Source organism: Pseudomonas putida (assembly GCF_050990305.1).
GTDB classification, from domain to species: Bacteria; Pseudomonadota; Gammaproteobacteria; order Pseudomonadales; family Pseudomonadaceae; genus Aquipseudomonas; species Aquipseudomonas putida_AH.
In genome coordinates this window covers 3922588-3936601 of sequence record NZ_CP158817.1, presented here as the reverse complement: position 1 = coordinate 3936601, position 14014 = coordinate 3922588, and the positions used below count along the sequence as shown (strand labels likewise).

General features: G+C 60.2%; 12 protein-coding genes and 1 pseudogene. 10 read left to right on the top strand and 3 right to left on the bottom strand.

From position 1 onward, the window contains the following. Positions 1–54 precede the first annotated feature (54 nt). On the top strand, positions 55–1185 hold the full coding sequence (locus ABTV22_RS17710; RefSeq protein ID WP_433735794.1) for an alpha/beta hydrolase family protein: 1131 nt from the start codon (positions 55–57) through the stop codon (positions 1183–1185). 179 nt (positions 1186–1364) lie between these two features. Here ABTV22_RS17710 and ABTV22_RS17705 read toward each other — a convergent pair whose 3' ends face one another. Beyond that, positions 1365–2237 (bottom strand): LysR family transcriptional regulator, encoded by an 873-nt coding sequence (locus ABTV22_RS17705; RefSeq protein ID WP_433735793.1) that lies wholly within the window; start codon positions 2235–2237, stop codon positions 1365–1367. Between the two features lie 141 nt (positions 2238–2378). On the opposite strand from ABTV22_RS17705, the gene ABTV22_RS17700 reads away from it, so the two are divergent. The 7 genes from ABTV22_RS17700 (at position 2379) to ABTV22_RS17670 (ending at position 9741) form a co-directional block, all read left to right on the top strand. Then, the gene (locus ABTV22_RS17700; RefSeq protein WP_433735792.1) at positions 2379–3599 is read left to right on the top strand and encodes a cyanate transporter; all 1221 of its coding nucleotides are present in this window, start codon (positions 2379–2381) and stop codon (positions 3597–3599) included. A 178-nt stretch (positions 3600–3777) separates the two neighbouring features. Then, on the top strand, positions 3778–4548 hold the full coding sequence (locus ABTV22_RS17695; RefSeq protein WP_433735791.1) for an ABC transporter substrate-binding protein: 771 nt from the start codon (positions 3778–3780) through the stop codon (positions 4546–4548). A 212-nt stretch (positions 4549–4760) separates the two neighbouring features. Beyond that, entirely contained in the window at positions 4761–5450 is a 690-nt protein-coding gene (locus tag ABTV22_RS17690) for an ABC transporter permease (RefSeq protein WP_433735790.1), read from the top strand. Continuing rightward, positions 5447–6160, top strand: a complete 714-nt coding sequence (locus ABTV22_RS17685; protein ID WP_433735789.1) for an ABC transporter permease — start codon at positions 5447–5449, stop codon at positions 6158–6160. Before ABTV22_RS17690 ends, ABTV22_RS17685 begins: the two co-directional genes overlap by 4 nt. Positions 6161–6184: 24 nt before the next feature. Next, positions 6185–6952, top strand: a complete 768-nt coding sequence (locus ABTV22_RS17680; protein ID WP_433735788.1) for an ABC transporter ATP-binding protein — start codon at positions 6185–6187, stop codon at positions 6950–6952. Between the two features lie 82 nt (positions 6953–7034). Continuing rightward, positions 7035–8228 carry an amidohydrolase family protein gene (locus ABTV22_RS17675; RefSeq protein ID WP_433735787.1) on the top strand — a complete coding sequence of 398 codons (1194 nt, stop codon included), beginning with the start codon at positions 7035–7037 and terminating at the stop codon, positions 8226–8228. Between the two features lie 28 nt (positions 8229–8256). Beyond that, on the top strand, positions 8257–9741 hold the full coding sequence (locus ABTV22_RS17670; protein ID WP_433735786.1) for an amidohydrolase family protein: 1485 nt from the start codon (positions 8257–8259) through the stop codon (positions 9739–9741). A 621-nt stretch (positions 9742–10362) separates the two neighbouring features. Here the strand turns inward: ABTV22_RS17670 and ABTV22_RS17665 are convergent. Both ABTV22_RS17665 and ABTV22_RS17660 read right to left on the bottom strand, forming a co-directional pair. Further along, positions 10363–10767, bottom strand: a complete 405-nt coding sequence (locus ABTV22_RS17665) for a DUF6632 domain-containing protein (protein WP_433735785.1) — start codon at positions 10765–10767, stop codon at positions 10363–10365. A 297-nt stretch (positions 10768–11064) separates the two neighbouring features. Beyond that, positions 11065–11445, bottom strand: a pseudogene (locus ABTV22_RS17660) (potassium channel family protein); the annotation flags it as partial. A gap of 68 nt (positions 11446–11513) precedes the next feature. On the opposite strand from ABTV22_RS17660, the gene ABTV22_RS17655 reads away from it, so the two are divergent. Then, positions 11514–12733 (top strand): IS3 family transposase gene (locus ABTV22_RS17655; RefSeq protein ID WP_433735520.1). Its coding sequence is split into 2 segments (ribosomal slippage): positions 11514–11859 and positions 11859–12733, totalling 1221 coding nucleotides; the frame shifts between segments, so codons are not numbered across the junction. 40 nt (positions 12734–12773) lie between these two features. Next, the gene (locus tag ABTV22_RS17650) at positions 12774–13982 is read left to right on the top strand and encodes a YfcC family protein (RefSeq protein ID WP_433735784.1); all 1209 of its coding nucleotides are present in this window, start codon (positions 12774–12776) and stop codon (positions 13980–13982) included. Positions 13983–14014 lie beyond the last annotated feature (32 nt).

Sequence of the window (14014 nt, the reverse complement as noted above, 5' to 3'; positions counted from 1 at the left end):
CTGCGGGGCGGTTACGCTGCCAGCCATCTTGGTCTGAACGAGTTTGTGAATCGTATGAACCTTCAACCTCGCTACTGGCTAGCGGTGGGTGCCTTAGTGGGCAGTCTGGGATTGCTCGCTGGTTGTGCAGGCGATCCGCCAGACCCGCGAATCAAATTGACCGAGCGGCTCAATGAACATCTGGCCACTGCCTATCAACCGGCTCACTACGAAACCTCTGGCTGGGACGCCATATGGCAACTCGGTCAGAAATCGGTGGATGTGACGTGGTTGGCGCCCGCTTCCCATGGGCGCTTGCCACTGATTATTTACTTGCCGGGGTTGGGGGAGGCGGCTTCAGGGGGAGTGGTGTGGCGCAACGCTTGGGCACAAGCCGGCTATGCGGTGCTGTCTGTTCAAGGGCATGCCTACGATAAGTCGATTTTTGCATCGAGGCAGGCCTTGGATGGCGATTTCCGTGGAGTGGCAAGCAGTGACTACAGCGCCGCCGCCTTGCGCGACAGGCTGTCTACATTGCAGGAAGTCTTGACCGAAGTCAGGGCTCGGGCCGCGAGAGGAGACGCGCAACTGGCTGCCATCGACTGGAGCCAAGTCGCGGTGGCCGGCTTTGATGTCGGGGCGCAGACCGCTGAGGCTCTGGCCGGGGCACTGGAGCCTGGCGCTACGTCGGGCGTTGCGATTGAGCCTAAAGCGGTGTTGCTGCTCAGCCCTTATGTGGAGGCCGACGCCCGGCGAGAAGTGTTCGCCCAGATGTCGGCGCCTGTGCTGTCGATGACCGGTCAGGAAGACGAAGACCCGTTTAACTGGGTCAGTTCTTACCGACAGCGACAAGTGTTGGGCGAGTCGGTGAAGGTGCCTGGCAGCGTTCAGCTGGAGCTGGACAACGCGACGCACAAAACTTTGTCCGGTACCGATTTGTTCAACCGGTCGGGGAAAAAGGCCGGCAAGGGCAGCGATGCGTCCGGCAGCGCTTCCAAAGGTAAAGGGCACAAGCACGGCGCAAAATCCGGCGGTGGCTCCCATGGACCGATGGGCGAGCCAGCCCCGGATCCCAAGCAGGTTGCTGCGATTCAGGCCATTGGTGTGGCGTTTCTGGATAGCCGTATCAAACATGATTCCACTGCCACGCAATGGTTGCAGAAAGGCGCGTCAGGTTGGCTGGGGGCGGCGGGGCGCTTCAAGTAGTTTTGGGCGGGGCAAACGGCTGTCGCCAGTGACCTTTACCCAATGGTGCGTAGGGTGCCGTGAAAGGAGGCCAGCCATGGCTTCTTCATGTTGAGTGAAGGCTGAGGTCAAGGCATGAAAAAACCACCTGCCGTGAGACAGGTGGTTCTTGATTAGCGCTAGCGGCAGCTCCAGGGAAGTCAGCCGAGGTGGTCGGTCACCTCGGCGCACAGGGTTGTCAGTTGTTCGGCCAGGTCGATCACGCGTCGCGGGGCATCGGGGCGTAGGTGCAGGGCGATTTCCAGGGGCGCCAGTTCGGCGAAGGACTCGGCGGCGCCCAACCGTCGGTGGCCGGGCAGTGCCAGGCGCGAGGGCAGCACGCTGACGCCCAGACCGTTGGCCACGGCAGAGCGGATGCCGGCCAGGCTTGCGCTGCTGTAGCCGATGCTCCAGCGTCGGCCGGTGCTCTCCAGCGCGTGGATCATTTCATCGCGATACAGACCCCCGACCGGAAACACCACCAGTGGCAGCGGATCGCGCTCATACGTCGGCTCGCTGAGGCTATCGAACCAGGCCAGCGGTTCGGGCCAGGCGGCGTGTCCCACGGCCTGTCCCGGACGCTGTTTGATCAGCACCAGATCGTAGTCGCCGGCACAGAATTGCTTCCACAGCGTGTTGCTCAGCCCGCTGCTGATCTCCAGCCGTATCGACGGATGTGCGCGGGCGAAGGCGCCGAGCGTGGGCGTCAGTAAGTCCGAGGCGAAGTCTTCCGGCACGCCGATGTGTACCTCGCCCTGGGCGTGGCCCTTGCGCAACTCTTCCACCATCTCTTCCATCAGCCCCAGGAGCCGGCGCGCGTAGCCGAGCAAACGTTCGCCATCCTCGGTGGTGACGACGTAGCGCCCGTTGCGGTTGAGCAGCTCGCAGCCAAGCTGCTCTTCAAGGCGCTTCAATTGCTGGCTGATGGTCGATTGGCTCAGGTGCACGCGCTCCCCGGCGCGGGTGAAGCTGCCGCTTTCTACAACGGCGACGAAGCTCTTGAGCAGCAGCGGATCGATCAGTGTCGAGGTCATTACGTTTCCCACTACCCGTCATTCGATCATTTCATTTCCGAATAATAGCACCTGCTTTTAATCTCCGGATCAAGCGACTCACCCTGTGGCGAGGGAGCAAGCTCCCTCGCCACAAGTGACTCCATTGCCGAGGTAAATGTGATGACGAATGACGTGACACTGACAGCGACAAGCGTGCCGCGCACTCATGAAGTGTCATTGGTCGCACTGGTACTGCTGGTGCTTCTGGGCTTGAATCTGCGGCCATTCCTGACCTCGGTAGGGCCGGTACTCGATCTGGTGCGCGTCGACATCGGCCTCGATTTTCGCGCCGCCGCGATGCTGACCACTTTGCCTTTCGTGCTGATGGGCCTGATTGCCTTCATGGGTATCGGTGTCGCTCGTCGTTTCGGCGAGCGTCGGGCGTTGGCGGGTGCATTGTTACTGTTGATGCTCGGATGCGGGTACCGCGCGGTGGTCCAGGACGGCGCGCAGTTGATTGCCAGCGCAGGTATCGCCGGTGCCGGCGTGGCGATGATCCAGGCCTTGATTCCGGGTGTCGCCAAGCGTTGGTTCGCTGATCGTATTGCCATGGTGATGGGGCTTTACTCGGCGGCATTGGTGGGCGGCGGGGCGTTGGGCTCGTTGGCCAGTACCTGGCTGAATGCCTATGGTGGCTGGCGGTTGGGGCTGTCCATCTGGGCGTTGCCGGCGCTTGCCGTGTTCTTGCTGTGGCTGGTGTGCGCGCCACGCACGGCGCCGGTGGCCGCTGGCGGACCCGCGCCGGTGTCGACCCGCAGCTTCTTCAGGAATCGGCGTGCCTGGCAGTTGGCCGCCTATTTCGGGCTCACCAACAGCGGCTACTCGAGCCTGGTGGCCTGGCTGCCGTCCTTCTACCAACAGCAGCACATGAGCTTGCAGGCCTCGGGCAACTTGCTCGCATGGCTGGCGATGTTCCAGGCGACGGCGGCGTTCGCCATGCCGATGCTCGCCCGTCGCAGCATCGACCGACGCGCGGCCCTGTGGCTGACCATCGTGTTGCAGGTCGTGGGCTTTTCCGGTTTCGCCATGGCCCCCAACGCTGCGCCGTGGTTGTGGGTCGCGCTGGCAGGCTTCGGCCTTGGCGGATTCTTTTCGCTGAGCCTGATCGTCAGCCTCGACCATTTGTCCGGGGCGCAAGCGGCGGGCACCTTGGCGGCCTTTGTTCAGGGAATCGGTTTTTTGCTTGCGTCCAGCGCGCCCTGGCTGATCGGCTGGTTGCGCGACTGCGGCGCAAGCTTCATCACCGGCTGGTGGCTGCATGTCGGGGTGCTCGGCGCGATGGCGGTGCTGACGGTCAAGTTTGCTCCGGCGAGCTACCGACGCAGCATGCAAGGGCTGTGATGAATACCTGTAGGAGCGAGCCTGCTCGCGATGGTCGTTAACGATGACGCGTGTTTACGGGTTAAACGTGGTGCTTTCAGGTTCATCGCGAGCGTGCTCGCTCCTACAGGGATCGGGAATACATACAGGGTTGGCCATTTTTTATAACCGCAATACCTAGGTGCATACGGAGAATAAAATGAAAAAGTTTGCAGTTTCGGTTGTTCTGGCCCTGGCCGCGGGCGGCGTGTACGCGAAAGACTTGCAAGTCATTCGCTTCGGCGTCGACCCCACTTACGCGCCGTTCGAGTCAAAAGCGCCCGATGGCTCGCTCGTGGGTTTCGATATCGATCTTGGCAATGCGATCTGCGAACAGCTGAAGGTCAAATGCGTATGGGTCGAAAACTCGTTCGACGGCATCATCCCGGCACTCAAGGCCAAGAAGTTCGACGGCATTCTTTCTTCCATGAGCATGACCGAGAAACGTTCGGCGCAGATCGCGTTCTCCGACAAAATCAGCAATGTCCTGCCCCGTCTGATTGCGAAAAAAGGCTCCCCTCTGCTGCCAACCCCCGAATCCCTGCAAGGCAAGCGTGTCGGGATCGAGCAGGGTTCCACCCAGGAAACCTATGCCAGGGCTTACTGGGCGCCGAAGGGTGTCACCGTCATGACTTACCAGAACCAGGACATGGTGTATCAGGACCTGATTGCCGGACGCCTGGATGCCGCGCTGCAATCCTCGGTCCAGGCCGATCTGGGCTTCTTGAAAACCGAGGCCGGGCGTGATTTCGCCTTTGCCGGCGATTTGCTGCGCGACCCGAAAACCCTGGGTGAGGGCGCGGGAATTGGCTTGCGCAAGGAAGACACTGAACTTCGCGAAAAGATCAACGGGGCGCTCGCGGCGATTATCAGTGACGGCACTTACAAGACGATCTCCGACAAGTACTTCACCTTTGATGTGTACAACTGATCGGTTGCAACTTTCCATGTAGTTGCGAAGTTCAAAACCAGAAAAAACAACAGTTAGACAGGCAAAGCAAAGTCTGTCCGCGGTGGAGTCGTTCGCCCTGAAAGCACGCGACTGATTTGCGAGCCCAGACTTTGCGGCATTCAAAAACAAGAAAAACACGATTGGACACGCCAGGCGGCATCGATCGCCGCGTCGGGTTCAAGGAGAATGTAATGTCCTTGGTAGATTATGGGCCGCTGATTGCGAGCGGCACCTGGATGACATTGAAGCTGGCGATATTATCGCTGCTGGCCTCAGTCATCATTGGTTTGGCCGGCGCCAGTTCCAAGTTGTCGGGTAACCGGTGGTTGCGCAATATCGCCACCGTCTACACCACGATGATTCGTAGTGTTCCTGACCTGGTGACCATGCTGCTGTTGTTCTACAGCATTCAAATCGTCCTCAACCAGATCACCGAAGGGCTGGGCATGGATCAGATCGACATTGATCCCTTCCTCGCCGGTGTCGCGACCCTCGCGTTCATCTACGGTGCGTATTTTACCGAAACCTTCCGCGGTGCTTTCCAGGCGGTCCCCCGTGGCCAGCTGGAGGCGGCCATGGCCTATGGCCTGAGCCCATGGCAGGGGTTCCATCGCATTCTGTTCCCGCAAATGATGCGTTTTGCCTTGCCCGGTATCGCCAACAACTGGCAGGTCATGATCAAGGCGACCGCACTGGTGTCCATCATTGGTCTGTCCGATATCGTCCGGGTCACCCAGGATGCCGGCAAGAGCTCCATGCAGTTGTTCTACTTCACGGTGATCGGTGCCCTGATCTACCTCGCCATTACCACGCTTTCAAACGGCGTCCTGACCTGGCTTAAACATCATTACTCCGTCGGTATCCGGGAGGCAGAACTGTGATCGCGATTATCCAGGAATACTGGCAAGCGTACCTGTGGTCGGACGGCGCCAACTTCTCCGGCCTGGCCATCACCTTGTGGCTGCTGGTGCTGTCGATCGCCATCGGCTTCGTGCTGTCGGTGCCGCTGGCCGTGGCGCGGGTGTCGAAAAACAAGTTCGTGCGGCTGCCGGTGTGGTTCTACACCTATGTATTTCGCGGCACGCCGCTCTATATCCAACTGTTGATCATCTACACCGGTGTCTACAGCCTGAGCGTGGTGCGCGAGCACGAATTCCTCGACATGTTCTTTCGCGAGGGCTTCAACTGCACGGTGTTGGCGTTCGCGCTCAACACCTGCGCCTACACCACGGAAGTCTTCGCCGGCGCGATCAGGTCGGTGCCCTACGGCGAGGTCGAGGCGGCGAGGGCTTACGGCCTGTCCCGGTTCAACCTGTATCGCCGCATCATCCTGCCCTCGGCCCTTCGTCGCGCGCTGCCGTACTACAGCAACGAGGTGATCATGATGCTGCATTCGACCTCGGTGGCGTTCACCGCCACGGTGCCCGACATCCTCAAGGTCGCCCGTGACGTCAACTCGGCCACCTATGCTTCATTCGAGGCCTTCTTCATCGCCGCCCTGTTGTACGCGGTGATTGCGCTGTCGCTTGTCTGGCTATTTCGTCGCGGTGAAACCCGCTGGCTGGCCTTCCTGAAACCCCAGGCCGCCTGAAGGCCGCATACCCAGGGCAACACCATGTACAAACTGACCGTAGACGATCTGTACAAGAAATATGGCAACCACGAAGTGCTCAAGGGCGTGTCGATCAAGGCCAGGGCAGGGGATGTGATCAGCATCATCGGCTCCTCCGGTTCGGGCAAGAGCACCTTCTTGCGTTGCATCAACTTCCTTGAGCAACCGTGCGCCGGGCGCATCACGGTGAACGCCGAGGAAATCCGCACCGAAAAGGACAAGAACGGCGGGCTGCGCGTGGCCAACCAGAAGCAGTTGCAAAGCATGCGCACCAAGTTGTCGATGGTGTTCCAGCACTTCAACCTGTGGGCGCACATGACGGTGCTGGAAAACGTCATCGAAGCGCCGATGCATGCGCTGGGCCTGAGCCGCGATGAGGCAGTGGCCCGCGCGCGCAAGTACCTGGCCAAGGTCGGCCTGCCGGCGAGCATGGAGGCCAAGTACCCGTCGCACCTGTCCGGTGGCCAGCAGCAGCGCGTGGCGATTGCCCGTGCCCTGGCGATGGAGCCGGAGGTGATGCTGTTCGACGAGCCGACCTCGGCCCTTGACCCAGAGCTGGTCGGCGAGGTGCTGAAGGTGATGCAGGCCCTGGCTGAAGAAGGGCGGACCATGGTGGTGGTGACGCACGAAATGGCCTTTGCCCGCGAGGTGTCCAACCACGTGATCTTCCTGCACCAGGGCAAGATCGAGGAAGAAGGCAACCCGGAGCAACTGTTCAAGCACACCAAAAGTGAGCGGCTCAAGCAGTTCCTGGCCGGCAACTTGAAATAGCTCTTGGGTGAGTAACCCTTTGAGTGAGTGGCCCCGTTGCCTGCCCGGCAGCGGGGCGCGTTCCAACAGTGATGAGGTTCAAATGACGTTCTGGTTGCGTAATGTCCGCCCCTACGGCGGCGCAATGGAAGACCTGCAAATTGTCGACGGTCGCATCGGCGAGCGTCGGCCAGTCAGCGGTAATCCAGTGGTTGGCCCTGATCTCGATGGGCAAGGTCATATACTCGTGCCGTCATTGGTGGAGAGCCATATCCACCTGGACAAGACCCTGTGGGGCCAACCGTGGCGCCCGCACAGCGCAGGCCCAAACCTCAAGGCGCGCATAGCGAACGAGCGGCAAATCCTGCGCGAGCTCAAGTCACCTATTGCCGAGCGTGCAGGTGCTTTGTTGGAACAATGCATCGCGCGCGGCTCGCTGCTGTTGCGTTGCCATGTGGACGCCGATCCCGAGTTGGGTATCGAGCATGTGCACGCCATGCTGGAACTGCGCGAACGCTACGCCGACCTGGTGGATATCGAGTTCGTCACCTTCCCGCAGGTGGGCCTGGTCAACCGGCCCGGCGTTGAAGACTTGATGCGCGAAGCCCTGGTGCTTGGGGTCGAGGTGGTCGGCGGGCTGGACCCTTGCGGCATCGACAACGATCCTATCGCGCACCTGACGATCCTGTTCGAGCTGGCAAGCCAGTTTGATCGCGGTATCGACATCCACCTGCATGACGGGGGCGAGTTGGGACTGTGGCAGATTGCTCGCATCGCTGATTTCACCGAGCGCTATCAGCGTCAGGGGCGCGTCATGATCAGCCATGCCTTTTGCCTGGGCATGAAAGACTGGTCTCAAGTACAGCCGTTGGCTGAACGCCTGGCGGCCAATCGGATTTCCCTCATGACCACGGCGCCATCGGATATTGCCATCCCGCCCTTTAACGAACTGCGCGCAGCGGGAGTCAATGTGTGCCTGGGTTCCGATGGCATTCGCGATGCATGGACCCCCATGGGCAATGGCGACATGCTCGAACGCGCGATGCTGCTGGCGTTGCGCTGCGGTATGCGGACGGATCCGGAGATCTGCGCAGCGTTTGATGCCGCTTCCTGCAATGGGGCGCGGGCACTGGGGCGCAGTGATCACGGATTGGCAACCGGGCAAACCGCCAACCTGTTGTTGCTGCCGACCGAGACGCTCAGCGAAGCCGTTGTGTCTCGACCGCTGGCGCGCACGGTGATCAGCCGCGGCGTCGTCGTGGCAAAAAACGGCAGCCTGCTGCACAGCCGCTTGTGATCCCCAACACTTTCTCCGGATGCCTTGTATGACATTTCACTACGACGCTGATGCGCCCTTCACCAAAGTCGACCTGCTGATCGAGCACGGCGTGGTCATTACCGTAGACGATCAACGGCGCGTCATCGAAGACGGCGCGGTGGCCGTGCTCGGCGACCGCATCGTGGCGGTGGGGCGCACCTATGAACTGCGGGCTCGCTTCACGGCGCACAAGATCATCAATGCCCGCAACAAGGCGGTGCTGCCGGGCTTGATCGACAGCCACGCCCACGCCGGCCACGCCATGCTCAAGACCATCGGCGGCGGGGAGGGCGATGCCTGGATGGAAGCATGCCAGACAATCTACACCTCGGCTTCCGGCGTGGAATTTTGGGAGGTCGAGGCCAAGTTATCGGCGCTGGAGCGGCTCAAATGCGGCACCACCACCGGCGTCTCGCTGTTGGGCGGCGGCGATTCGATCATGCGGGTCGACGATCCGGTCTACGCGCAACGCCACGCCCGGGCGGTCGCCGACATCGGTACTCGCTCGGTGGTTGCCGTCGGGCCGTCGCGGCCACCAGCACCGCGCACTTATCTGGACTGGTCGAGCGAGCCGCCTGCTCGGCGCGAGGTCAGTTTCGAGACCATGTTCCAGGTCTGCGAAGAAGTCGCCCGGACCTGCGACGGCCTGGGCGACGGCCGGGTGCGCATCGCCATCACCTTGCCGGTGTACGCGCCACAGTACGAGCCCGAGCATCTGGCGCTGGCACCGTTGTTCCGCCAGCAAGCTCAGGATTACCGGGCGCTGGCTCAGCGCTACGGCCTGACGTTCACCCAGGATGGCCACCGCGCCGGAACGCTGGCGCTGGCCCATCGCGAACTGAGCCTGCTCGGCCCGAGCTCCTTCATGTCGCACTGCATCGACCTGACCGAAGAAGATATCGCCCTGTGCCACGAGACGGGGACCAGCATCGTGCACAACCCGAGCGCGATCATGTCGATCCTGGGTCGCTGCCCGGTGCCGGAGCTGATCGAGGCCAATGTCACGGTCGCCATCGGCTCCGACGGCGCCGCCCCGGACCGTGGTTACGACATGTTCCGCCACATGTTCCAGTGCATGCATTACCACCGCCGCCATTTCCGTGACCCGGACATCCTGCCCCAGGGCAAAGTGCTGGAAATGGTCACCATCGATGCCGCCAGGGCACTGTCGATGGAACACGAGATCGGCTCGCTGGAAGTCGGCAAGAAAGCCGACATCATCCTGATCGACCTGTTCAAGCCGCACCTGATGCCGATGAACATGCCGGTCCACCGCGTCACCTGCTTCGCCAACGGCGCGGACGTGTGCACCACCATCGTCGACGGCAAGATCCTGATGGAGGACTACGTCGTGCGCGCCGTCGACGAGGCCGCGGTGCTGGCCGAGGTGCAAGCGGAGTCCGAACGCATGCTGGACCGCAGCGGCTTGCGCCATCTCACACAAGAATCGCAAAGCCTCTGGCGGGCCTCGCGGTATCGCTCCCCCGGTTAACTCAAACCCATCTGCCACCGCTTCCCCTGTAGGAGCTGTCGAGTGCAACGAGGCTGCGATCTTTTGATTTTCGAAAACAAGATCAAAAGATCGCAGCCTGCGGCAGCTCCTACACAGCGACGCACTTTGTAGGAGCGAGCCTGCCCGCGATGAGACCGGCACATTCAACACCTGTGCCGACTGACAGAACGCTATCGCGAGCATGCTCGTTCCCACAAAATAGCGGCTCATAACGTGAACCCCACGCCCTACCTGTAGGAGCGAGGCTTGCCCGCGATGAGGCCGGCACATTCAACACCTGTGCCGACTGACAGAACGCTATCGCGAGCATGCTCGCTCCTACAGAAAAGCGGCTCATAACGTGAACCCCACGCCCTACCTGTAGGAGCGAGGCTTGCCCGCGATGAGGCCGGCACATTCAACACCTGTGCCGGCTGACACATCGCTATCGCGAGCAGGCTGAACTGGCCTAATGATTTTGGACACTTCAATCGGGCGCCGAAGACGACCGTTTCATGATCAACAGCCAGAAACTGAAAACCGCCGTGCGCAGGAGATCATCGCGATGGCTGCGCCACGACAATGGACTCACCCCGTCAGTCGTGACAGTCAAACCTGCTCTTAGGCCCCATTGTGTGTCCGGGGCAGAGCGGCTAATTGCGAGCGGGGCGTCAAGATGGCCAAGGCAATCGCCACGATGAAGAGCGCCGGCACATCACCTGCCAAGTGTCCCATTTGCCCCGTCTGGGTGACCGCCTGGATGGCCATGATTGCTGCGTGTACGGCGCTGGACCACACCGTGAACCAGATTAGGCTCAGATTGGCTAATGGTTCACGTGCGGCCAGGATCAAGAACACGCCAAGTGTGGCGTAGATGCCAACGATCATCATTGGGTAGTCCGAGTGACCGACGTGCCAGGCCCAGCCGGACGGCCAGAACAACATCAGTGGGTACAGAGCAAGGCACGCGAGGCCAGCCAACACTAGAACGACGCGCAAATACTTGAGGCGATCGACGACGGTCATGGCGAACTCCTCTTTGGGCCTGACGCTAAATAGGCCTCAAGTGGGGTGATAACGCCTTCACGGGCTTGATGGATAACATTCCTTGTACTGTCGTTTATCCCTGAGTAGACCAAGCATAGCTACTCATTTGCTATCGCTGCGTCCACCGGCTGCTTCTGGCCGATTCTGTTGAAAAAGTAGCTCCTCTGCCTGGCCTGCGGCAAGAGTACCGATTCAGGAAATGGGTGGCTCCCATCCAGCTCCACCGGGCTATCGCCGAGCCACAAATGTCCAGAGTTGACTCAGGCGAATCAAGAGTCACTTAGTTTGATTCGAAGGATACAGGCCGGCCAATCGCGCGATCACAACACCCACATAAAAGACGCCTGAAAACTCTTCGACCATCACCAGTGAGCGGGCGTGGTTGGTCAATGGAATGACATCGCCGTAACCGGTGGTGGTGAGCGTTGTGAAGCTGAAATAGATCAGCTTGAAGAAAGTACCGGGCTGTTCGAAGTCGAGGTGGCCAGGACCGAATGAAGCAGCGTTGGATATCTCGACCAGGGCATAGACGAACGACCAGACGAAGGCCAGCATGATGTACCCCGCAAGCGCGCCATGCAGCTTGTCGGCGGTAATGGGCCCGCGTTGGAGAATATAGCGCAGCACTCCGATGAACGAGACTGTAAGAGACGCCTGAACGAGCCCCATGAAAGACAGGACACCGTTTCCCCCTTACGATAAGGGATAGGCAAACGGTTATGTTTATGACTAACAGCAACTATAAGAGTGGGGAGCTTTTGGGTCAGGAGCGGCGGCGCCGCTGGAGCCCAGAGCAAAAGCTGGCCATGGTTCGCGAGAGCCTTGAGCCAGGGCAAAGTGTGTCGGTCGTCGCTCGGCGCAACGGCATCAATGCCAATCAGCTGTTCCTGTGGCGCAAGCTGTATCAGGACGGCAGCCTGTCGGCAGTCAGCGCCGGTGAAGCCGTGGTGCCGGCCTCTGAGCTGAGCGATGCGCTCAAGCAGATCCGTGAACTGCAACGGATGCTGGGCAAGAAAACGATGGAAGCAGAAATCCTCAAAGAGGCCGTGGAGATCGCCCAGTCGCGAAAATGGATTGCGCACTCACCCTTGTTGCCGGGGGACGACCAGTGAAGCTGGTCAGCGAATGTCTCGGTGTGGCGCGCTCGCAATTAACGGTTCGAATCAAGCAATCGGTATCGCCCAAAGCACGGCGAATCAGACCTGTGAACGACGCTGAGCTGGTAGTTGAAATCCAGCGACAGGTCAGTGAGCTGCCCAGCTATGGCTACCGTCGAGTCTGGGGATTGCTGCGTCGCGCCCGTGAAAGCCAGTCGCTACCCGCGATCAACGTGAAGCGGGTTTACCGGGTGATGCGTGATCACAACCTGCTGCTTGAACGCCGGATCAAACAACCCGGCGTGCCGCGTCGACACGAAGGCCGTATTGCGGTGCAAACCAGCGATACACGTTGGTGCTCGGACGGCTTTGAGTTCCGTTGCGAGGACGGCGCCAAACTGAGCGTAACCTTCGCCCTGGACTGCTGTGATCGCGAAGCCATCGGCTGGGTCGCAAGCCCGACCGGGTACAGCGGCGATGATATCCGCGACCTGATGCTGGAAAGCGTGGAAAAGCGCTTCGGTGATCAACTGCCCGCCACACCGGTGCAATGGCTCAGCGACAACGGCTCGGCGTACACCGCCGAACAGACACGCCTGTTTGCTCGGCAGATTGGCTTGCAGCCGGTGACCACTCCAGTGCGCAGTCCACAGAGCAACGGCATGGCCGAGAGCTTCGTAAAGACAATCAAGCGTGATTACGTAGCGCATATGCCCAAGCCGGATCGAGAAACGGCGCTGCGTAACCTGGCAATTGCCTTCGAGCATTACAATGAGCAGCATCCGCACAGCGCTTTGAACTATCGCTCACCGAGGGAGTTCAGGCGCTTGGCAGCGGCATCAATTTAACGGGGAGTTGGTGTCCGGTTTTGTAGGGGCAAGTCCATGGATGGACATTGTCACCTCAGTTCCCGACGGACTGAACCGTGCCTCCGGCATCGTATTTTTGACCTTTCTGGTTGGCGCAGGGATGGGGTTGATCAAGCGCGCCGGACTGATCGACATCGGCGTACAGAAACTGGCACGGGTTGTCGGTAACCGACAGATACTCATCATTCCGGTGTTGATCACCTTGTTCGCAGCGCTGGGGGCGTTCATTGGTGTGCCGGAGCTATCGCTGGCCTATGTTCCGATTCTGCTGCCGCTGTTCTACCGATTGGGGTATGACGGCATGACGGCGATGGCTGTATCGCTGTTGGGGCCTTGCATGGGCTTCACCTATGGCCTGACCATTCCAGGCTCGGTCGGTATGGGACAACAAATCGCCCAATTGCCGATATTTTCCGGCTCCGGCTTTCGCGCCGTCATTCTGGTGATCGTGGTTGTGATTTCGGTGGCCTACACGATGGCCTATGCGATGCGGGTCAAAAAAGATCCCACCAAGAGCTTCACCTACGACACGGATAAAGAGATGCGTGCCAAATTGGCCGCCATGTCAGAACAGAACGCTCTGCAAGCTACGCCACGGCAGATTCTGGCCGGGTGTGCCTGTTTCGTCATGTTCCCGATTGCGATCGCGCTGATTCTGATCAACAACCTCGGTTTCAATGCCATCGGCGGCCTGTTCCTGTGCATCGGCCTGATCGCCTCGGCCATCACCGGAAAGAGCCCACAACAGATCTGCAATGACCTCAACGATTCGATGCGCGACATTATGGTCGCCGCGCTGCTGTGTGGTATCGCCAGTGCCATTGCCGTGGTGATGGATCGAGGCGTCATCACCGACACGGTGGTGCACTACCTGGAAACAATACTGCAGACCGTACCGAGCCAGGTATCCGCCATCGGCGTGTTCTGGGTCGAAGCGTTGTTCAATTTCCTGGTGCCCGGCGCAACCGCACTGACGGTGTTGATGATGCCGGTTCTGGCGCCTTTGGGAACGCTGTTGAACATTCCACTGCAGGTCATCGTGACCGCCAATGCCTGGGGCGGTCAGTTAACGGACATTCTCTTTCCGACTTCCGGTTTCTTTGTCGCCACGCTGGTATTGGGCAAGGTTGAGTTCGGTAAATGGATTCGTTTTTATCTGCCGTTGATGATTGTGCTCGGCATCGTCTCCAGCATCGCTCTCGTCGTCCAGGAGCGGCTGGGCGGCTGAGAGCGGGGAGGGAAGCGCGGGGGCATCAGAAC

Excerpts from the sequence above, each read along its gene's own strand:
- ABTV22_RS17710 (WP_433735794.1), top strand. The coding sequence starts at position 55 with ATGAACCTTCAACCTCGCTACTGGCTAGCGGTGGGTGCCTTAGTGGGC.
- ABTV22_RS17675 (WP_433735787.1), top strand. The coding sequence starts at position 7,035 with ATGACGTTCTGGTTGCGTAATGTCCGCCCCTACGGCGGCGCAATGGAA.
- ABTV22_RS17695 (WP_433735791.1), top strand. The coding sequence starts at position 3,778 with ATGAAAAAGTTTGCAGTTTCGGTTGTTCTGGCCCTGGCCGCGGGCGGC.
- ABTV22_RS17670 (WP_433735786.1), top strand. The coding sequence starts at position 8,257 with ATGACATTTCACTACGACGCTGATGCGCCCTTCACCAAAGTCGACCTG.
- ABTV22_RS17705 (WP_433735793.1), bottom strand. The coding sequence starts at position 2,237 with ATGACCTCGACACTGATCGATCCGCTGCTGCTCAAGAGCTTCGTCGCC.
- ABTV22_RS17680 (WP_433735788.1), top strand. The coding sequence starts at position 6,185 with ATGTACAAACTGACCGTAGACGATCTGTACAAGAAATATGGCAACCAC.
- ABTV22_RS17690 (WP_433735790.1), top strand. The coding sequence starts at position 4,761 with ATGTCCTTGGTAGATTATGGGCCGCTGATTGCGAGCGGCACCTGGATG.
- ABTV22_RS17700 (WP_433735792.1), top strand. The coding sequence starts at position 2,379 with ATGACGAATGACGTGACACTGACAGCGACAAGCGTGCCGCGCACTCAT.
- ABTV22_RS17650 (WP_433735784.1), top strand. The coding sequence starts at position 12,774 with ATGGACATTGTCACCTCAGTTCCCGACGGACTGAACCGTGCCTCCGGC.
- ABTV22_RS17665 (WP_433735785.1), bottom strand. The coding sequence starts at position 10,767 with ATGACCGTCGTCGATCGCCTCAAGTATTTGCGCGTCGTTCTAGTGTTG.